The organism is Methyloversatilis universalis EHg5 (assembly GCF_000378945.1).
GTDB classification, from domain to species: Bacteria; Pseudomonadota; Gammaproteobacteria; order Burkholderiales; family Rhodocyclaceae; genus Methyloversatilis; species Methyloversatilis universalis_A.
In genome coordinates this window covers 2,230,729-2,249,691 of the sequence record NZ_KB900539.1, presented here as the reverse complement: position 1 = coordinate 2,249,691, position 18,963 = coordinate 2,230,729, and the positions used below count along the sequence as shown (strand labels likewise).

At 63.9% G+C, this 18,963-nt stretch carries 17 protein-coding genes, 2 tRNA genes and 1 pseudogene; 15 read left to right on the top strand and 5 right to left on the bottom strand.

All coding sequences use genetic code 11. From position 1 onward, the window contains the following. Positions 1–7: 7 nt before the first annotated feature. Positions 8–763, bottom strand: coding sequence for a DUF3108 domain-containing protein (locus METUNV2_RS0110500; RefSeq protein ID WP_018229430.1), 756 nt, complete (start codon positions 761–763; stop codon positions 8–10). A gap of 183 nt (positions 764–946) precedes the next feature. Here METUNV2_RS0110500 and METUNV2_RS0110495 point away from each other — a divergent pair. The 5 genes and pseudogenes from METUNV2_RS0110495 to METUNV2_RS19100 form a co-directional block, all read left to right on the top strand. Further along, positions 947–1,022, top strand: a tRNA-Ala gene (locus tag METUNV2_RS0110495). Positions 1,023–1,122: 100 nt separating this feature from the next. Continuing rightward, a complete protein-coding gene (locus tag METUNV2_RS0110490; protein ID WP_018229429.1) occupies positions 1,123–2,808 on the top strand; it encodes a site-specific integrase in 1,686 nt (561 codons plus the stop codon). A gap of 78 nt (positions 2,809–2,886) precedes the next feature. Further along, positions 2,887–3,423, top strand: a complete 537-nt coding sequence (locus tag METUNV2_RS0110485; protein WP_018229428.1) for a hypothetical protein — start codon at positions 2,887–2,889, stop codon at positions 3,421–3,423. Between the two features lie 546 nt (positions 3,424–3,969). Further along, a complete protein-coding gene (locus METUNV2_RS0110480) occupies positions 3,970–4,548 on the top strand; it encodes a recombinase family protein (protein WP_018229427.1) in 579 nt (192 codons plus the stop codon). Positions 4,549–4,858: 310 nt separating this feature from the next. Further along, a pseudogene (locus METUNV2_RS19100) lies at positions 4,859–5,257 on the top strand (KilA-N domain-containing protein); the annotation flags it as partial. Between the two features lie 127 nt (positions 5,258–5,384). On the opposite strand, the gene METUNV2_RS0110470 reads toward METUNV2_RS19100, so the two are convergent. Beyond that, on the bottom strand, positions 5,385–5,690 hold the full coding sequence (locus METUNV2_RS0110470; RefSeq protein WP_018229425.1) for a hypothetical protein: 306 nt from the start codon (positions 5,688–5,690) through the stop codon (positions 5,385–5,387). Positions 5,691–7,641: 1,951 nt separating this feature from the next. Between METUNV2_RS0110470 and METUNV2_RS0110465 the strand changes: the two genes are divergently transcribed. From METUNV2_RS0110465 to METUNV2_RS0110420, 10 genes are all read left to right on the top strand, one after another. Next, a complete protein-coding gene (locus METUNV2_RS0110465) occupies positions 7,642–7,917 on the top strand; it encodes a type II toxin-antitoxin system Phd/YefM family antitoxin (RefSeq protein WP_018229424.1) in 276 nt (91 codons plus the stop codon). Then, a complete protein-coding gene (locus METUNV2_RS0110460) occupies positions 7,917–8,258 on the top strand; it encodes a type II toxin-antitoxin system RelE/ParE family toxin (protein ID WP_018229423.1) in 342 nt (113 codons plus the stop codon). The genes METUNV2_RS0110465 and METUNV2_RS0110460 overlap by 1 nt, the downstream gene beginning before the upstream one ends. A gap of 246 nt (positions 8,259–8,504) precedes the next feature. Next, positions 8,505–9,098, top strand: coding sequence for a response regulator transcription factor (locus METUNV2_RS0110455; protein ID WP_018229422.1), 594 nt, complete (start codon positions 8,505–8,507; stop codon positions 9,096–9,098). A 109-nt stretch (positions 9,099–9,207) separates the two neighbouring features. Then, positions 9,208–9,633 (top strand): phasin family protein, encoded by a 426-nt coding sequence (locus METUNV2_RS0110450; protein ID WP_232415660.1) that lies wholly within the window; start codon positions 9,208–9,210, stop codon positions 9,631–9,633. Between the two features lie 189 nt (positions 9,634–9,822). Continuing rightward, positions 9,823–10,725, top strand: a complete 903-nt coding sequence (gene cysD / locus METUNV2_RS0110445) for a sulfate adenylyltransferase subunit CysD (RefSeq protein WP_036271192.1) — start codon at positions 9,823–9,825, stop codon at positions 10,723–10,725. A 1-nt stretch (position 10,726) separates the two neighbouring features. Further along, positions 10,727–12,451 (top strand): sulfate adenylyltransferase subunit CysN, encoded by a 1,725-nt coding sequence (cysN, locus tag METUNV2_RS0110440; protein WP_018229419.1) that lies wholly within the window; start codon positions 10,727–10,729, stop codon positions 12,449–12,451. Between the two features lie 48 nt (positions 12,452–12,499). Next, complete coding sequence (gene selD, locus METUNV2_RS0110435; RefSeq protein ID WP_036271339.1) at positions 12,500–13,567, top strand: selenide, water dikinase SelD; 1,068 nt, start codon at positions 12,500–12,502, stop codon at positions 13,565–13,567. A 119-nt stretch (positions 13,568–13,686) separates the two neighbouring features. After that, positions 13,687–13,771: transfer RNA gene (locus tag METUNV2_RS0110430), tRNA-Leu, on the top strand. A gap of 333 nt (positions 13,772–14,104) precedes the next feature. Then, on the top strand, positions 14,105–14,329 hold the full coding sequence (locus METUNV2_RS0110425; RefSeq protein WP_018229417.1) for a glycine zipper 2TM domain-containing protein: 225 nt from the start codon (positions 14,105–14,107) through the stop codon (positions 14,327–14,329). A gap of 75 nt (positions 14,330–14,404) precedes the next feature. Further along, positions 14,405–15,199, top strand: a complete 795-nt coding sequence (locus tag METUNV2_RS0110420; protein ID WP_018229416.1) for a TatD family hydrolase — start codon at positions 14,405–14,407, stop codon at positions 15,197–15,199. Here METUNV2_RS0110420 and METUNV2_RS0110415 read toward each other — a convergent pair. The 3 genes from METUNV2_RS0110415 to METUNV2_RS0110405 form a co-directional block, all read right to left on the bottom strand. Next, positions 15,187–17,394 (bottom strand): TonB-dependent receptor family protein, encoded by a 2,208-nt coding sequence (locus METUNV2_RS0110415; protein WP_018229415.1) that lies wholly within the window; start codon positions 17,392–17,394, stop codon positions 15,187–15,189. The two genes, METUNV2_RS0110420 and METUNV2_RS0110415, sit on opposite strands and share 13 nt — an antisense overlap. A gap of 178 nt (positions 17,395–17,572) precedes the next feature. Next, a complete protein-coding gene (locus METUNV2_RS0110410) occupies positions 17,573–17,998 on the bottom strand; it encodes a putative toxin-antitoxin system toxin component, PIN family (RefSeq protein WP_018229414.1) in 426 nt (141 codons plus the stop codon). A 324-nt stretch (positions 17,999–18,322) separates the two neighbouring features. Continuing rightward, entirely contained in the window at positions 18,323–18,853 is a 531-nt protein-coding gene (locus tag METUNV2_RS0110405) for an REP-associated tyrosine transposase (protein ID WP_026188060.1), read from the bottom strand. Positions 18,854–18,963 lie beyond the last annotated feature (110 nt).

The window sequence follows — 18,963 nt, the reverse complement described above, 5'->3', positions numbered from 1 at the left end:
GCCCGCTTCAGGCGACGTTGAAGCGGGTGAGCTCCCACACGATCCAGTCCTCGCGGAATTCAGGCTGGCGGGTGCGCAGCGTCTGTCGATAGGTACCGCGCCATTCCCGCTTCACCCAGTGCTTCACCTGGGGCGAATACCAGAGGTGTTCGGTGCGCACGGAGTCGGTGCGGAAAAAGCTCGGATGCTCGAAACGCACGATGCGGCGCACATGCACCGCGTCGAATTCGCCCGCCGGCACCGTGATGCGCTCCTCGCCCAGCACGTCCAGCTGCACATGCCAGCGGCGTGCGCGCTCCTTCGGGTCGGAGGTCACCATGGACTGCCAGAATTCGCGCGTACCCGGCGTCAGGTCGGATGGCAGCACCGGCAGCGGCGGGTTGTAGGTGTTCTGTCTGTCATACACGGTGTCGCGCATGACCGCCCATGGTGCCGCATAGAGCTCTTTCTGGCCGCCGCGCAGCGCGCTGGCCGAAGTGCCTTCCAGTTCCACCGACAGCCACAGCGCATCGGCCTGTTCAACCGTGTAGCGCAGTTCGCCTTCGATATTGCGGTTGTAACCGTTCAGTTCACGGTAGGACCAGCTGTCGCCGACCTGGGGTTTAGCGACAGCGTCCGACGCCACGCTTTCCGCGCGCTCGAATTGACGGGTATTCACGCAGCCGGCCAGCCAGGCCGGCGCCAGCATCATCAGGCCGGCCTGCATGAAACGACGGCGTCCGGTTGGCGCGTCGTGGTCGGATATCGGGTTCTGGCTGTTCACGTTCTCTGTCCTGTTGCCTGTGTTGTCCGTGGCGCGCTGAAACTTTGTTGTCTGCGCGATCATGTGCCGGATTCTGTCACTGCGACCGCATATCAGGGACGATGTTCCGGTTCCGATGCGTCGGAGTTCTTCCCCGATCTTCCTTCACAACTTGCAGCCGACCTACTATAATTCGCAGCCGTTGGGGGGGTAGCTCAGCTGGGAGAGCGTCGCGTTCGCAATGCGAAGGTCGGGAGTTCGATCCTCCTCCTCTCCACCAACCTTATTCTAAGGCCTTGATCATTCTAAGGTCTTGATTCCGCAAGGGCTTTCGGCGTCGTCTTGGGAAGTTAGCTGGGAAAACCGGCTATGATTTCGGGATGCAGACGAACGAAATGCCTACCATCTCTTGGGAGTCACGCTCGGGCCACTGGCGCGTGACAATCAACGTCCCCAAAGACCTCCAAGCGCAGTACGACGGACAGAAGCAGTTCAAGAAGACGATCCGCATCGCCGACCGCGGGTTGGCCGATGTCGAGGCGACGGAATGGGCGCTGGGACACGCTCGCCGTTTTGCTGCTCTTCGCTCCCCTGATTCCGCTGACCTCTTCCGGGACTCCATGCCCGAGGAGGAGGCCGGTTACTACGCCCGGGAATGGGTCCGCCGCTGGATCGATTCCGACGAGAACGGCAGGCTGCTGCAGGCCGGCGTGAGCGAGCACGCCCGGGAAGCAGATGAATGGCGGCTTGCCGACCTTGAGCAGGCGACCGAAGAGGCCATATCCGCCGGGAGCATCTGGGGCGACGTGTCCGTTACGGCTGAACGGGCGCTCCGGGAACTGGGGTTCAGGCTGGACCGGGAGTCACTCGCATTCCGGGTCTTCTGCCTGCGGTTGGCCGAGGCTCTGCAGACCGGGATACAGATCACCCGGAAGCGATGGGCGGGAAGGGCTGCGCCAACACCGCAAGCGGAACCAAAGCCGCCCGTGCGGCTTGGCTATCTGGTCGATGAGTTCATCAAGCGGAAGCTGATGTTGCAGGGCGAGACCGCGATGATGAAGAAGTACCGCTTCATCCTTCCGGCCATGGTCGAGTACATCGGGGACAAGCTCTGCACGGACCTCAAGCAGAACGACCTCATCTCCTTCAGTGACGACCTGTGCCGCCTGCCTTGGGATTGGTGGAAGGCGAGAAAGCAGGGCGTCAGCATCCGCTCGCTACTTGAGCGTGACCACCCGAAGAGAGTCGCCAAGGACACCTTCGAGGGCAGCTATAAGGCTGCCATCGCTCCCTTTCTGGACTACGCCAAGCTCCGCTACGGCGATGCGGGGTTTCCGCAGCACTTGAGCGCCAGCGTCATGGAGTACTTGGGCGAACGCGTCGAGTCGGAAGAGAATCAGCGCGCCATGACGCAGGAGGAGCTAAAGCGCCTGTTCGAGGGCGAGGAGGCGCGAGCCTTCGCCGGCGACCCGGAGCAAGTCCAACGCTACTGGTTCCCGCTGGTCGGGCTATACACCGGGGCGCGAGTCCGGGAGGTCTGCCAGCTGAACCCGCAGAAGGACATCCGGGAGGAGGGCGGCATCTGGTTCTTCCACATCACCGACCAGACCGAAGCCGCCGAGGGAGTCCAGAAGAGCACCAAGAACGCATCCTCGCGGCGCAAGGTGGTCATCCACTCCAAGCTGATCGAGCTGGGGTTCATCCGCTACGTTGAGGCGATCAGGCAGCAGGGGGCAAAAGTGCTGTTCCCTATGTGGAAGCCCAAGGGCGGAAACCCGTCGGAGGTGGCAGGCGAGTGGTTCCGGGGGCACCTCATGGCTATCGGCCTTCGAGACGAGACGGGGGGAGCCATGCTCACCGGTTACCACGCCTTTCGGCACACGTTCTCCACTCGCGCCCGAGACTTGGGAATCGAGAAACGGAACCTGATCACCGGGCACACCGACGAGGGAACGACCACGGTACAGCGGGGCTATGAGAGAGGCGACAGGCCGCTCGCCGAACTGCAGGCATTGGTGGAGGGCGTCGGGTACGACCTGGTGCACCCTGTGCCGGTATGCCCATAATCCGGGTGTATGCTCCGCAACTAGGCCAATTGACTGATCCACGGCGCAGAGTAGGCCAACCAGAACAGGGCGCGATCCATGACCGACAGCAGGGACAGCAGTTCTCCGGAGACAGACACGCGGCGGAACGACGGGAATGCGAGGGGTCCGCAGGAGGAAGGGAAGAAGCAGGGCGGAGGGAAGAAGCAGAATCGAGAGAAGTCCATCCGCTGGCAGTCGAACACCATTCAGCAGATGGGGCATGCAAACAACCTCCTCCTAGCTTTTGCTGTCGCCACGATGGGCTTCGAGTTCAACCTACTGGTCAGTCAACCACCGGAGCGCCTACATTCGCTGGTCCCGGGCTTTGCCATTTCACTCGTGTTCCTCGGACTCTCGTTCGTTGTCGGGGTGTTGGTTACCGTCAATCGGCTTGAGGACTTTCGACAGTCAGCCGCAGCCGCACGGGCAGACGAAGACAACGATGCAGCCGCGCATGCTGTGCACAGTGCGAGGGCGAAGGAACTCGGACCAAAGACGAAATCCGGCTTCACGGCTCAACTGTGTACTTTCGGTATCGGCTTGCTGGTGGGCGTCATCACGTTGGTCATTCTTGTGCTGCACCGTATCTACTAGGCCGTACAGTTTTCGACGGAAAAATGTCGGACCTCTACCTTACTCTGTCTGCTGGCTGAGTTCCCCCCGTAGGGGGCCGCCTCCCCCACCCTGCCGGCCATCAAAAGCGCCCCGGCTATCGGCCCAGTCGGTCACCTATGTGGAGCCGGAGGACTCCCGGCCACCCGCCCCCGGCGGACAAGCACGGAAGCCCTAGCACCCTGCCAGAGAGTCCCGGCATGTGCGCCCCGGAACCCTGACTATAGAAGTGAGACCGCCGCAGGCCTGAAGTCCCGGCCCAGCCTCCGGCCATCAGGGGCGAGGCTACAGCGAGGAGTGCGGCCCTGTGTCGGTGGTCAGCCCTCCGCTCCTGTAGCAGAGCAGGTTCAGCAGCGCCCGCCCCAGTCCCCAGCCGGCCCCACCAGAGCCCCAGCGCTGCTCCTGTTGGGAAACGATGGTTTCCGCCACCCTGCAGAATGGGGTGCACAGACCGTTGGATATATAGACCTTGACACTTTCCAACACCCTGGAGATACTGACACCGTTTTCCCACACCTAGGCGACACCATGCGAGTCTTCGGATACGGGCGAGTCAGCACAGCAGAGCAGACCACGGACAACCAGCGCCAAGAGTTGGCAGCACAGGGCCACACCATCGAGCCCCAGCGGTGGTTCTCCGACACCATCAGCGGAAAGGTGCCGGCCAGCGAGCGCCCGCAGTTCTCCAAGATGCTGGAGCGGATGGAAGCCGGGGACGTCCTGATCGTCTCCAAACTGGACCGGCTAGGCCGGGACATGATCGACGTCATGCAGACCCTGCGGGGGCTGGAAGACCGGGGCATCCGGGTGCAGGTGCTGGCGCTGGGGGGCACCGACCTCACCAGCACCGCAGGAAAGGCCGTGGTCGGCATCCTTGCCGTGGTGGCGGAGATGGAACGGGACATGCTGGTCGAGCGCACGCAGGCCGGACTGGCACGGGCCAAGGCGGAAGGTAAGCAACTAGGCCGCCCATCGAAAACCACCGACTCCGACAGGGACACCATACGGGTACGGCTGGGGGCTGGTGAGTCGGTGTCTCAGGTGGCCCGGGACTTCGGCATCTCCCGTGCAACGGTGATCAGCATCAGAGAGGCCGCTGCGGCCTGAGGCGTGGTCCCTGCTGGGCTTCGCTATGCATCGCCGGGGGCTGGCCGCGCTCCTGCTGTGGTCGGATGGCAGGGTGGTTATTCAGCGGCCTGCAAAGCCGTGGATGCGGGATGGCCCCGCGCTTCGGTGGTCAGGAAGGAGCGAAGCCCCGGCCTGCTGGGGTCAGCGACCTCTACTCAAATAATCGGGATCACGATGATTTGAACGCCGATGCCCCCCAGAGGTCACCAGCCGGCCACCCGCGAGGGCCACGGCGCGAGCCTTCAGCGCCAAGGGCGCACAGGCCAAAGGCCCCTTCCGCGAAGACGGCTACTTCAACATGACCAAGGCGGCTAAGCACTTCGGCAAGCGCCTGGACAACTTCATGTGCACCAAGGAAACGAAGGAGTACATCCAAGCCATCCGCGAAGTGATACCTGGAATCACAGGGATCACTCAGACCAAGGCTGGCTGGCACCTGAACGAAGACGTCGGAACCTGGGCGCACCCCAAGCTGGCCGTCTTCTTCGCCCGCTGGCTGGATGTCCGGTTCGCGGTGTGGTGTGACATGCAGATCGACGACATCCTGCATGGCCTTCAGGCCAACAGGGGCAGCGCCCCCGGTCGTTCAGTGGTCGTGCCGGTACAGCAGGAACCCGCCCCGGAGCCCCAGCATCTGATATGCCCAGTGGTTCACCAGAAGCCCGCCACGGCCACAACAACCCCTTAGGAGGGGGTTGGTACTGCCGGCAACGAATGACGCCTCTGGTGAACTCTGGTGCGGTCCGGGGTACTTCCCCGCAGAAGTGCGGGTGCGGGAATGATGCAGGGCGAACCGTGATTTCTACGGGAAGCGCTCAGCCCCGGCCCACCACCACCACCCGCAGACCGAACAGCGGGAACTCCAGCCGGGCCGGCTCACTGGTCGCCAGCAGGGACACGACGAAGCAACGGCGGAAGACCCGGACCTCCCAGTCGATGGCCCCAGATGCTCCCGTTCCGCCTTCGGCGATCAAGCGCGGAGCGCTCATCCGCTCCACCTCCGCCAGCCGGTCCCCGAGGTCGGCCCTGTAGTCCCTCCGCTCCCCGACCACCTCAAGCCGGCCGATGGTCAGAAGGTGTCCCAGCAGGCGACCGGAGAAGAAGTGAAGACGTGCGCTCATGTGCTGCCCTTTCCTGTTTGGTGTTTGGGTAGATGGCCGACAGGCTGGGGGACTTCGCCCCTGCTGACCGAAGGCGGGGGCTTCGCCCCTATCCGCTGAAGGCGGGGCGCACTCTGAGGCAGGCTGTGAACCCGAGTCAAGAAAAACTGAATGTCATTTCTGCATGGCTTCCGAAGGTGGAAGCAGTGGGCAGCCTTCGGCTTGGAAGACCACCCCTGAAAGGGGGATGACCACCCTCAGTAACCCTCACTCTTGACTGAGCCAGTAACCCTCACTATAGCCTTTCCCAAAAGAAGCCCAGTAGATGTACCCAGATAGATATAACTGGTAGATGTACAGGTAGATGTAACTCTATGAGTCACCGTGAAGGCATCCGAAGGACCACCGGCAGAAGCCCTGAAGAAGTCCTGATTGGTGTCCAGCACTCGGCCCTGCTGGCCCGGCGGGCTGAGGACTGGTGAGCGTGGCAGATGAGTGCGAAGAGCGAAGCTCAACCAGCAGGGGCAGGGACTCCAAGGACTGCACACCCACTCACCCACTGCACACGGTCCAGCCTTCGGCGATCAGCAGAGCAGCAGCATGAACACACAGCGGGGGCCATCCAGTCCCTGCCGCGGTCTCCTTGGGCCATGCTGGGCACCTGCTGGCGGTCATGCTGGGGACAGGCTGAGCATACCCACCCGCCTACGGCGAACAAGGGCGAAGCCTACGGACACAACCACCACCGACCAAGGCAGAGGAGCGACGATACGGTCCTGATAGCCGGGGCAGTGCTTCGCACTCGGCACCGAAGGTGGGACCACCTGAGCGGACAGGCCCTGCAGAGTGCTGCCGCTGCTGGTGCTGCACTCCTTCCTCTGTGGTCGCCCAAGGCCGCAGGCCGTCAGCAGATAACGGGAAGGCGCGAATCATCCGCACTCACGCCCCCGGCATCTATCGTGTTCCCTCCACCTGACCACCAGCAGGAAGCCCAGCCGACACCCCTGCGGGTTCACCGTAGACCGTATGGGCTGTTCTCTGTGGTTGGGTGAGGGGGTAGTGAACCCCGGGGCTTCCCGAGGGCTTACAGGGGCTCTGATGCGGTCTCGCCTTCAGCGGGTAGGAGCGAAGTCCGCCTGTCGGCAGTCACTTCCGGGGCATGCACCGAGTCACCGTGAGTAGGAGACCAGCGGGGCTGCGGCTGACTCACTCGTCCGTGTTACGCTCCGGTTCAGGTTCGTCGCTGGGTTTCCCAGTGGGAAGAACTGGGCAGGCGATTGCCCGGAAACCCGCATGGCTGCTGGGAGTGAGGGGGTGTGATCCATGAACCTCCTCCTCTCCACCAACTCATTCCAAGCCCTTGTTCTTCCGGTAACTATCGGATCGACAAGGGCTTTTTCGCAAGGTCTGGTCACATAGCTGGTCACAACCGCTATGATTTCTGGATGAGCAAAGACTTCATGAAATGCCTCAGACTGCGCCCTCACGGCGCATCGTTCCAGCTCAAGGCCCGTGTCCCTTCGGACGTGGCCTCACACTTTCCCAGCGCCTACCGCACCGGTCATCAAGACTGACCCCCCGCAGGGCTTACGCTGCAGGTTTAGCCAAGCTCGCCGAGTGAGCGGCGGAGTACGACCGGCACCGGGTATAAGACCACCATCACCGATGCAAGACTTTTGCATCTGATCGCGCTGATGCGGCCTCGTCGCTGTCCGCAGACGATGAGAGCAGGGCAGCAGGCCACTACGCCGACGCCCACCTTTACCGTCATGTCACTAACCTGCCTCAGCCGGTCAGGGCTCCGCAGGATGCCAGAGCGATGAGATCCGGCGCCTGAAGGCGGAGTGACATCAATTTCCACTGGCTAGCTAATCGCCTTCAACTCGATAGCGTGGCTGCATCCGGTTCAAGTGCATTCTCATGAGACCATAAAAAGACTATATTAAGTCTTCGTCAAGTCTGGGGTGCAGCCATGCGCTACTCATCACAAGTCAAGCCGATCAGCTATCTGAAGGCCAACGCTGCTGAGGTTCTGACCTACCTCGCGGAACATCGGGAGCCTATGGTTATCACCCAGAACGGTGAAGCGAAGGCTGTCCTGCAGGACGTCGCCTCGTTCGAAGAGACGCAAGAAACACTGGCCTTGCTGAAAATCCTAGCGCTGGGCAATCAGGCTGTGACCGCTGGCAAGGTCAAACCCGTGGCCGACGTCGTTGCCCGCCTCCGCGCCAAGCGAACCTCTGTCTGATGGCAGGCACGTCTGCCAAATTCGAGGTCCTGCTCACCGAGGGCGCGGAGCAGGACGTGGAGGCCATCCACGACTACATCTCCGAATTCGACTCTGTGGCCAATGCCAACCATGTGCTGGATGAGTTGATGGACGTTGCGGAGAGTCTGTCGAAATTCCCGGAACGCGGTGGCTATCCGAAGGAACTTGTCGGCCTGGGTACCAAAGAATACCGACAGACTTTCTTCAAGCCCTACCGCGTGATCTACCGTGTCACAGGCAACCAAGTCCTTATTTACCTGATTGCAGATGGGCGCCGTGATATGCAGTCAATGTTGGCGAGAAGGCTGCTTGGCGCTTGAACTGCGGCGACATGCAGCAGTGCTCATTGGCCCCGGTAGCCAGTGGATTGGTTGTAACCGCCCACTCATTCCAAGCCCCTGTCGTTCCGGCCTGCGCCGTGGCGGCAGGGGCTTCTGCTTTTGTGGCCGGCATATTCTTGACCTGGACATGAGGCGCTTTCAGACTGCGGGCATCGTTTCCGCACTGTCCTTCACTTCCGCCGTGTATTCCGCTCCGATGTCCTTTCCGTCCGGAAGTCTTCGCTGATGGCGACCGTACTGGTCGTGGACGACCATGAAATGACCCGGCTCGGTCTGCGTGCGTGCGCGCAGGCGATGGGGCGGGAATGCGTGCAATGGCTGGAAGCCGGCACGCTGGCCAAAGCGATGGCGCTGTACGAGGCGCACCGGCCGGATCTGGTGCTACTGGACCTGAAGCTGCCGGACAGTCTGGGGCTGCAGGGGCTGCGTCGCTTTCTCGCTCATTTCCCGGATGCCCGGGTGGCCATCTTTTCCGCCACCGAAGGGGCGCTGGTGGTGGAGCAGGCGAGAGCGCTCGGCGCGCTCGGTTTTGTTCCGAAGAGCGCCTCGTCTGCGGTGATCCTCGATACGGTGTGCGGCTGGCTGCAGCACGCGCCAGCCGAACCTGCAGCGCAGCCGGCCGTGCCGACGGCCCCGGGGATAGAACTGCTCAACCCCACGCAGATCCGTGTGCTCGAGCGGGTGCTGGCCGGCATGAGCAACCAGCAGATCGCCGACGAACTCGGGCTGGCGCTCGGCACGGTCAAGAATGCGGTGTCGTCCATCATGCTCAAGCTGGACGCGCGCTCGCGTCTGCACCTGACCAGCCTGTTCCGGTAATGGCGCCATGTGGCACCAGCGGACTCGCGCGATCGCCCCTTCGGCCCTATGATGGACGCCAATAAGGTCGCATCCGGCGGTGCGACCTTCCACATACAGGGGAATTGCGGTGAGTACTGACGACGCAGCGGGCACGCAGGACGTACCGGCGCGCATGATGAACATCCTGATTGATGGCAGCGAGCGCCTGCTCAAGCTGCAGGCGGAAACCGTGTCCTCGGCGCTGGCCGGATCGTTCGGCAGGGTGGATGCGCCTACCAGCGTAGGTGCCGCGATGAGCACGCTGTGGCAGCTGCCCGCGCTTTACGGCGCGCTGTTCGAGGAAATGGCAGACAACGCTCGCCGCTCCTTCCACATCGTGTCCGGCATGCAGAACGAACTGGTCGATCTGGCCTGCGAATCGCTCGCCCACAGCGCACCTGCGGTGGCCGAGGCGATGTCTACCGGCAACGCACTGTTCGCCGATCGCCGCCATCGCTCGGTGGTGATCCACTTTCCGGAACGCCGTCATCTGCGGGCCTGGCGGGCGTCCTGAACTTCGGTTGATCCTGTTCGCTGTGTCGATCGACACAGCGAATGCCGGAAAACTGTGTGATTGCACACAGTTTCCGCCTGCGCTCCGGTACGCGCGGTAAAATCCTCACCCTTTCGCGCAGGGCGGCCTAGGGCTGTCCTGGCGACCCGCTTCATTCGCCATCCGTTTTTTCCGCTTTTCCGAAAACACATGAGTACATTGACGCACCTGCAACGGCTGGAAGCCGAGAGCATCCACATCATGCGCGAGGTGGTGGCCGAGGCTGAAAACCCGGTCATGCTCTATTCGGTCGGCAAGGACAGCGCGGTCATGCTGCATCTCGCCGCCAAGGCCTTCTATCCGTCGGTGCCGCCCTTCCCGCTGCTGCACGTTGATACCACCTGGAAGTTCAAGGCCATGTACGAGTTCCGCGACGCGATGGCGCGCAAGCTCGGCATGGACCTGCTGGTGCATATCAATCCGGACGCCAAGGCACGCAACATCAATCCGTTCGACCACGGCTCGGCGCTGCACACCGACATGTGGAAGACCGAAGGCCTGAAGCAGGCGCTGGACAAGTACAAGTTCGACGCCGCTTTCGGCGGTGCCCGTCGCGACGAGGAAAAGTCGCGCGCCAAGGAGCGCATTTTCTCCTTCCGCACCGCACAGCACCGCTGGGACCCGAAGAGCCAGCGGCCGGAACTGTGGAAGCTGTACAACGCACGGAAGCATCCGGGCGAGTCCATCCGCGTGTTCCCGATCTCGAACTGGACCGAACTGGACATCTGGCAGTACATCCACCTCGAGAACATTCCCATCGTGCCGCTGTACTTCGCGGCCGAGCGGCCGGTAGTCAAGCGCGACGGCACCCTCATCATGGTGGACGACGAGCGCATGCCGCTGCGTCCGGGCGAAACGCCCGAAATGAAGAGCGTGCGCTTCCGTACCCTGGGTTGCTACCCGCTGACCGGCGCGGTCGAGTCGACCGCCGCCACGCTGACCGACATCATCCAGGAAATGCTGCTGACCACGACGTCGGAGCGTCAGGGCCGCGTGATCGATCACGATTCCGCCGGCTCGATGGAAAAGAAGAAGCAAGAGGGTTACTTCTGACATGGCACACGTATCCGACCTCATCGCACAGGACATCGAGGCCTACCTGAAGCAGCACGAGCACAAGAGCCTGCTGCGCTTCATCACCTGCGGCAGCGTGGACGACGGCAAGAGCACGCTGATCGGCCGCCTGCTGTACGAATCGAAAATGCTGTTCGAGGACCAGCTGGCCGCACTCGAAGCCGACTCGAAGAAGGTGGGCACCCAGGGCGGCGATCTCGATTTCGCGCTGCTGGTCGACGGCCTGGCCGCCGAGCGCGAACAGGGCATCACCATCGACGTGGCCTACCGCTTCTTCTCGACCGACCGGCGCAAGTTCATCGTCGCCGACACGCCGGGTCACGAGCAGTACACCCGCAACATGGTCACCGGCGCCTCGACCGCGGACCTGGCCATCATCCTGGTCGATGCGCGCCACGGCGTGCAGACCCAGACCCGCCGTCACAGCTATCTGGTGTCGCTGATCGGCATCAAGCGCGTCGTGGTCGCCATCAACAAGATGGATCTGGTCGGTTTCTCGAAGGACGTGTACGAGCGCATCGAGAAGGAATACCGCGCGTTCGCCGCACAGATCGGCCTGACCGACATCCTGTGCATTCCGATGTCGGCGCTCAAGGGCGACAACATCATCGAGAAGAGCGCTGCCACCCCCTGGTATGCCGGCTCGGCGCTGATGGAGCACCTGGAAACCGTGCAGATCGAGGACGACCTGCAGGCGCGTCCGTTCCGTCTGCCGGTGCAATGGGTGAACCGTCCCAACCTGGATTTCCGCGGTTTCTCCGGCCAGATCGCCTCGGGCACCGTGCGCCCGGGTGATCGCGTGCGGGTTCAGCCCTCGGGCCGCGACACCACGATCGAGCGCATCGTGCTGTCGACGCAGGACCTGAAGGAAGCGGTGGCCGGTCAATCGGTCACTGTCACCTTTGCCGACGAGATCGACTGCTCGCGTGGCGACGTGATCGTCGCCGCCGATCAGCCCGCGCTGGCTGGCGACAGTTTCGACGCCACGCTGGTGTGGATGAGCGACGAGGCGATGGCCACCGGCCGCAGCTATCTGATGAAGTGCGGCACCCGTACCGTCGGCACCACGGTGAATGCGATCGAGTACCGAGTGAACGTGAATACGCTGGAGCGCACTGCCGCGCAGGCGCTGGCGCTGAACGAGATCGGCCGCGTGTCGCTGCTGACCGATCGCCTGATCGCCTTCGATCCGTACGAATCGGTGCGTGATACCGGCAGCTTCATCCTGATCGACCGCCTGACCAACAACACGGTCGGCGCCGGCCTGCTGCACGCTGCGCGCAGCCGTCCGCGCGATCTGAGCTGGACCCGCACCGACACCGGTCGCGCCGCCCGCGCTGCGCTTAAGCAGCAGTCGCCGCTGCTGCTGTGGGCAGGCGCCGGCATCGACGCGAACAAGCTGGAACAGAAGCTCATGTCGATCGGCCGCCACACGATCACGCTGCCGGCCGCCACGGCCGATCTGCCGCGCATCGCCGGCCTGCTGCTCGATGCCGGCCTCATCGTCGTGATCGACGCCGAGTCCGCGCAGCCTGCTGCCTTGGCGTCCGCGCTGCCGGCAGCTGAGCGCATCGAGCTGGCGGTGGATGCCGCCGCCGCCCAGGCCGCGCTGACCGGCGAACGGCTGTCGCTGCCGTCGGCCACGGCGGACGAAACCGTGGAGCAGGTGGTCGAAGCTCTGCGCCGCGCAGGCCGCATCGGCTGATCTGACGCGGCACCTGCGGGCGCCGCGTCCTTTCCGCTTTTACCGATGATGACCGAGTCCGTAGCCACCCCGCAGGAGCCCCGGCTCACTTCGCTGTCGCATGGCGGCGGCTGCGGCTGCAAGATCGCGCCCGGCGTGCTGTCCGAAATCCTGAAGCACACGGCGGCCATGCCGATGCCGCCGGAACTGATGGTCGGCATCGAAACGTCGGATGACGCCGCGGTCTATCGTCTGAACGACGAACAGGCGCTGATCGCCACCACCGATTTCTTCATGCCCATCGTCGATGACGCCTTCGACTTCGGGCGCATCGCGGCCACCAATGCGATCAGCGATGTGTACGCCATGGGCGGCCGGCCCATCCTCGCGCTGGCGCTGGTCGGCATGCCGATCAATGTGCTGTCCACCGCCACCATAGGCCGCATCCTCGAGGGCGGGGCTTCGGTGTGCCGCGATGCCGGCATCGTTGTGGCAGGCGGCCACACCATCGACTCGGTCGAAGCCATCTACGGTCTGGTGGCGCTCGGTATCGCCCATCCGGATCGCATCCGTCGTAATGCCGACGCGCAGCCGGGCGATCTGCTGGTGCTGGGCAAGCCGCTCGGCGTGGGCGTCATGTCCGCTGCGCTGAAGAAGGGTGCGCTGGACGATGCCGGCTATGCACGGATGATCGCCAGCACCACGAAGCTCAACGTCGCCGGTCCCGACCTCGCCGCGATTGACGGTGTGCATGCGATGACCGACGTGACCGGCTTCGGCCTTGCCGGGCACGCTCTGGAAATCGCCCGCGGTTCCGGTTGCGATGTCCTGATCGACTGGGCGTCAGTGCCGCTGCACGCGGGTGTGCGGGCGCTGGCCACGCAGGGTTTCGTGACTGGCGCATCCGGCCGCAACTGGGCTGGCTACGGCGAGTGCGTGCTGCTGCCGCAGGACTTCGCAGCGGAAGATCGTGCGCTGCTGACCGACCCGCAGACCAGCGGCGGCCTGCTGGTGTCGTGCGCGCCGTCGTCGCTCGACGCGGTGCTCTCCGCATTCAGGCGCCATGGTTTCGATGCGGCGGCCGTGGTCGGTCGTGTCGGTACGCCCTGCGAACAGCCAGTGCTGCGGGTGAGCTGATTCCACCAGCATGGCTGTCGTCGCCTGACCCGTGCGACGGCAGCTTGCTCGGTTGGTTGCTATGAGTGCCTCGTATCGCCACCCGCATCGGTGGCATACTCGCCGCCGTTCACGCCTCCGCCCGGATGGTGAAACTGGTAGACACAAGGGACTTAAAATCCCTCGACGCAAGTCGTGCGGGTTCGATCCCCGCTCCGGGTACCACCTCGCACTCTGATCATCCGGGCCGACGACATGCGGCGGCCTGACCCTGCCTCTGTGGGAGCGGCGCCTCGCCGCGATGAGACCTGTAATACGGAGCCATCTCCTGAGGCGCCAGCCGGATCGCGGCGAGGCGCCGCTCCCACGGTCTGTTTTCCTCATCGAGCGATTCCGAAATCGCACCGCTCCATGCATACCTTCGCTACGTCGGATTCCGCCGACACCGATCCGCTGTGCCGGCCTACCGCCTGGCAGCCCTTGTCTCCCTAGACTGCAGATCAGGCAGCGAGCGATGTGCGCCGCGTGCTGACTGATCAACAACAGCGGAGAGACACCATGAATACGCCGGTCCAGATAATCAAGACGGTTTCCATCGTGGCCCTGATGGCCAGCCTGACTGCATGCGCCGGCATGAGCAAGAGCGAGAGCAATGCCATGATCGGTGCAGCCGCCGGCGGTGTGGCCGGTTCGGTGCTAACTGGCGGCAGTACGGTCGGTACCGTGGGCGGCGCCATCGTGGGCGGTGCCATCGGTAACGAGATGGGCAAGAAGAAGCGCTGATCTGCGTCGGTCGATTCCGGCGCGACAGGCGGTGCAGCGGCTATGCTAGACAGCCCGCCACTGCACTGCCTTGCCATGCTGGTCGACACCCACTGCCATCTCGACGCGCTTGAATTTGATGCCGACCGCGAGGCGATGATCGCCCGCGCACGGGCGGCGGGGGTGGGGTGCATGGTGCTGCCGGCGGTGGACCGCGCGGGTTTCGCCCGGGTGCGTGCGCTGTGCGCCGGCCGGCCGGCGCTGCGCTTTGCGCTGGGCGTCCATCCGCTCTACGTTGCAGCGGCGCATGAGGCCGATCTCGACGTGCTGGCGATGGAACTTGAACAGTGCGGCAACGATGCGGTGGCGGTCGGTGAAATCGGGCTCGATTTCTTTGTGACCGATATCGACCCTGCACTGCAGGAGCGCTGGTTCGTGGCCCAGCTCAGGATCGCGAAAGAGATGGGGCTGCCGGTGCTGTTGCATGTGCGCCGCAGCCAGGACCGCATCCTCAAGCACGTGCGAGCCGTCTTTGGCCGCAACGGGCCGGGCGGCATCGCTCACGCCTTCAACGGCAGCCGCCAGCAGGCGGACGAATTCATCAAGCTGGGTTTTGCATTGGGCTTCGGCGGCGCGGTCACCTGGCAGCGCGCACTCAATCTGCGCCGGCTGGTGACTGAACTGCCGCTCGAATCCATCGTGCTTGAAACCGACGCGCCCGACATTCCGCCCGAATTTGCCGCCGGTGAACGCAACGAGCCGGCGCATCTCCCGCGTATTGCGCAGGTGATCGCCGGCATTCGTGGCGTGGAACCGGAAGAACTGGTGCAGGCAACCGGGGCGAACGCGCAGCGCGTACTGCCCCGGCTGGCTGCGGCTTACAGCGAGTAGGACGCGGACAGGCCGATCAGCCAGGTCCGTTCGGCGGCCGGCGCGTAGTAGCGCTGATTGCCGTCGTTGATGTAGATCGAGCCGACGTATTCCTTGTCGAACAGGTTGTCGATGCGAGCGAATTCGCTGATCTTCCAGCCGCCGACCTTCTGGCTGAACCCGCCACGCAGGCTGGTGACACCGTAACCGCCCACGCGGGCGTTGTTGGTGTCGTCGGCATACATGCGGCCGCTGGCGCGGTATTCGACCGCACCGAGGAAACCGCTGGCGGCATGACGGTAGGTCAGTTCGCCGTAGAAATTCTTGTTGGCGACACTGGCGAGCTTGTTGCCTTCAGCGACCGTCACCTGCGGATTGACGTTCGGGCACTGCGCCACCGCGCAGGTCATGAACGCGTCCTCGAACTTCGCATCGATCAGCGTCAGGGCAGCATAGGCGCCGACCGCATCCGAAATGCGCGAATCCACGGCCAGCTCGAAACCGGTGCGGCGCGTGTCGCCTGCGTTCTGATAGGACACGCGACCGGCGGTGTTGTTGGCCACCACGATTTCCTCTTCGGTGTCGATCAGGAAGGCGGAAGCGTCGATGCGGGTCCAGTCGTTCACGAAGGCCTTCATGCCCACCTCGTACTGCATGCTGGTCGAGGGCTTGAGGTCGAGATTCAGACCGCTCGAGCCATCCGGCTTGTAGGCCAGTTCGATCAGCGTGGGCGCTTCAAAACTGCGCCCCACATTGGCGTACAGGTTCACCGTCTGCGTGAGCTTCCAGACGCCACCCAGCGCCGAAGTCCACGCGCCGTGATGGGTCGAGCCGCTGTCGTCCGGGTTCACGCCTGCCGCATTGGTCGTGCCAGAGCAGCCGCCGTTACAGATGAAGCGGTCCTTGGAACTGAAATCCACCCGGGTATAACGCAGGCCACCGGACAGCGAAAACTCCGGATGGAGCGCCCATTCGCCCTGGAAGAAAGCGGCGGTCTGTTCTGCCACATTCGTTTCGTCGCGCTTCAGCGCGCCGCGCACGCCGTAGCGACGCAGTGCCGCGTTGTTGTCATTGGCGACCGTGAGGCCGTTGCGATAACCCTTGCGGTCTTCGTCCGCGCGCTCGTACTCGGCGCCCACGCTGAATGTGACGGTTTCCAGCTTGCGGGTCCAGCGCAGATTGGTGCCCCAGTAGTCGCGATCGAAGGCCGATACGCCGCCGGCCGCGGTCACGTTGTTCTGGGTCTGCGCGTTGATCGCCAGAAACTGCTCGTTGTTGCGATTGCCCATGTAGAACATGGCCCGCAGGCTGTCCCGCTCGGTCAGCGCCGTTTCGAACACGAAGCCGCCCTGGGTGTTTTCAAGGCTGCGACGGGCACCGTAGAAGTCGGCGTTGCGCACTCCGTTGTTGCCGGACAGCCCGGCCTGGCCCTGCTGCCGGCGGTCGCCGTTGAGCTGGGCCAGTGTCAGACCCAGCGGGTCGTCGCCTTCCTGACGCATGTAGTTGCCGACCATGGTCAGGGTGGACTGTTCGTTCAGCCGGAAGCGCGCCTTGAAGTTGGCCTGATCCTTGGTCGACTTGCTGTAGTCGCGGTAGCCATCAGTGCTGAAGTGCGACACGCTGCCGGTGTAGTTGAGATTGCCGACGGTGTCGCCGAATTTCACGCCGGTGCGCGCGGTGCCATAGCTGCCGAACTGGTAGCTGGGGGTGATGGTGAAGTTCTCGGGGCCATCCTCAGTGAACACCTGCACCACGCCACCCGAGTGGTTGCCGTACAGCGCGGAGAACGGGCCGCGCAGCACTTCGATGCGGCTGGCCGATGCGAGGTCGAACAGGCCGGTGCCGCCCTGGCCGTCCGGCGTGCTGGCCGGAATGCCGTCGGCGAACAGCTTCACGCCGCGCACGCCGAACTGCGACCGGGCACCGAAGCCGCGGATGGTGAGCGACTGTTCCTGGGTGTAGTTCTCTTTGCCGGCAGCAGCGACGCCCGGCACCCGGTTGATCACTTCGGACAGGTTCACCGTGGCGCGCTGATCCTGGATGGTCGTACGGTCGATCGCATCAATGGCCATCGGCAGGTCGAAGGAATTCTGTTCGACGCGGGTGCCGGTGATGACTACGGTCGGCGCGATGACCGTAGTGTCCTGCGCGAAGGCGGACTGGCCGATCAGGGCGAGGGCCAGCGCGAGCGGGGTGTGGCGGAGTGCAGCGTTCATGGGGATGTCTCTCTGTTCAAGTGCGTCGGGCCGCCGGAGGCGGCGCCCAGTCAACCCGGGTAATCGCGCGTCTGTTGCGCGCGTGTGTGCAGCGGCGCGGAGTATAGGCGCCGGCCGGTAACACGGCCTCACGAAAAACTTGAACCGCTCACCGTCACTTAATGTGCGGGCGCTGCCTTCACTCAAGCAGCGCGGTGAGCGCCGGTGGCGCGACCACCTTCAGCGTCGTCGGGCACAGGCGGTGGCGTCCCAGTCTCAGCACCGCGCGATCGCGCGACACCAGCAGCGCGGCGCCGCTCCTGACCGCAAGATCGAAGAACTTCTGGTCTTCGCGGTCACGGCAGCGGGGCAGGGTGGCATCCGCTTGCTCCGGCACGGGCAGCTCCTCGATCAGTGCCAGATAGGCCGCATACAGCGCTGCGCCGGCCGTCTCGTCCAGCCCGAACTTCGGGTAGCGCAGCACGGTGCGCAGTTCCCGCAGGCAGGCAGCGTCGCACAGCAGCTGCGCCCGGCCTTCCGCAAGCGCACGCGCCAGCGGATCGAGTTCGGCGTTGTGCCAGTGCAGCAGATCCAGCACGGCGTTGGTGTCGAGGACGATGCGCATCGGAAGCGGCCAAGGGGAGTGCGACGGGGAGCGCAGTGTAGGGCGGCGTCCGGCTGAAAGCGAACGTTTCCGCGCGCCGACGCGATACGTGACAGAACCGCGTGCGCTCGCCTTCGGCGAGCACACCCTACGGAGGATCGGGCGCCTTGCTGTGCGCTGGCCGTAGGGTGTGCAGACCGCAGGTCTGCGCACGCCGACCATGCTCTGAATCTGTGCCCCGACCGCGTGCGCTCGCCTTTGGCGAGCACACCCTACGGGGGATCGAGCGCCTTGCTGTGCGCTGGCCGTAGGGTGTGCAGACCGCAGGTCTGCGCACGCGGATTCTCAATCCAGATCAATGTCGAGCAGTTGCGCCGTTCCGCACCAGTCTGCCGGGTAAATGCCGGCCGCCACGTACCGGTGAAAGGTGGAATGAGGCCAGTCGATGAGGCGTTCCGCCAGACCGTGCTTGAGCGGATTCAGATGCACGTAATCGACATGCCGTTCGAAGTCCCTCTCATCACGCAAGCGGTGTTCCCAGAACCGGCGCTGCCACACACCGGCGTCCCGGTGCCTGATCTGCGATGCAGTGCGTGCGTACGAGGGCGTCAAGATCCGGCTGACGTGACGCTTGATCTGCGACCAACGCAGGCTGATTGCGCTGTCGCCTGGAGGCAGCGTCCAGATGCAATGGAGATGATCAGGCAACAGAACCCAGGCATCGATAGCGAAAGGATGGCGAGCACGCACGTCGATGATTGCGCTCCGCAACGCCTTGCGAAACGCGGCTTGGGTCATCACGCAACGCCGCTCCGCCGCCACGACGGTGAAGAACCACGATGCTCCCTCGGCCGGGTAACGGCGATAACGGGACATGGCGATGGGGACGGGTGAAATCGGTGAATTATGCCAAAAGAGTTGGCGAGCCAGCAGGCAGAGGAGGACACCACCCTCACCAACCTTGAGGCGTGCGGAGCATGCACCGG

Coding starts and splice junctions, on each gene's coding strand:
- METUNV2_RS0110455 (WP_018229422.1), top strand. CDS start 8,505: ATGGCGACCGTACTGGTCGTGGACGACCATGAAATGACCCGGCTCGGT.
- METUNV2_RS0110410 (WP_018229414.1), bottom strand. CDS start 17,998: ATGCGCATCGTCCTCGACACCAACGCCGTGCTGGATCTGCTGCACTGG.
- cysN (WP_018229419.1), top strand. CDS start 10,727: ATGGCACACGTATCCGACCTCATCGCACAGGACATCGAGGCCTACCTG.
- METUNV2_RS0110465 (WP_018229424.1), top strand. CDS start 7,642: ATGCGCTACTCATCACAAGTCAAGCCGATCAGCTATCTGAAGGCCAAC.
- METUNV2_RS0110425 (WP_018229417.1), top strand. CDS start 14,105: ATGAATACGCCGGTCCAGATAATCAAGACGGTTTCCATCGTGGCCCTG.
- cysD (WP_036271192.1), top strand. CDS start 9,823: ATGAGTACATTGACGCACCTGCAACGGCTGGAAGCCGAGAGCATCCAC.
- selD (WP_036271339.1), top strand. CDS start 12,500: ATGACCGAGTCCGTAGCCACCCCGCAGGAGCCCCGGCTCACTTCGCTG.
- METUNV2_RS0110485 (WP_018229428.1), top strand. CDS start 2,887: ATGACCGACAGCAGGGACAGCAGTTCTCCGGAGACAGACACGCGGCGG.
- METUNV2_RS0110460 (WP_018229423.1), top strand. CDS start 7,917: ATGGCAGGCACGTCTGCCAAATTCGAGGTCCTGCTCACCGAGGGCGCG.
- METUNV2_RS0110470 (WP_018229425.1), bottom strand. CDS start 5,690: ATGAGCGCACGTCTTCACTTCTTCTCCGGTCGCCTGCTGGGACACCTT.
- METUNV2_RS0110480 (WP_018229427.1), top strand. CDS start 3,970: ATGCGAGTCTTCGGATACGGGCGAGTCAGCACAGCAGAGCAGACCACG.
- METUNV2_RS0110405 (WP_026188060.1), bottom strand. CDS start 18,853: ATGTCCCGTTATCGCCGTTACCCGGCCGAGGGAGCATCGTGGTTCTTC.
- METUNV2_RS0110420 (WP_018229416.1), top strand. CDS start 14,405: ATGCTGGTCGACACCCACTGCCATCTCGACGCGCTTGAATTTGATGCC.
- METUNV2_RS0110415 (WP_018229415.1), bottom strand. CDS start 17,394: ATGAACGCTGCACTCCGCCACACCCCGCTCGCGCTGGCCCTCGCCCTG.
- METUNV2_RS0110490 (WP_018229429.1), top strand. CDS start 1,123: ATGCAGACGAACGAAATGCCTACCATCTCTTGGGAGTCACGCTCGGGC.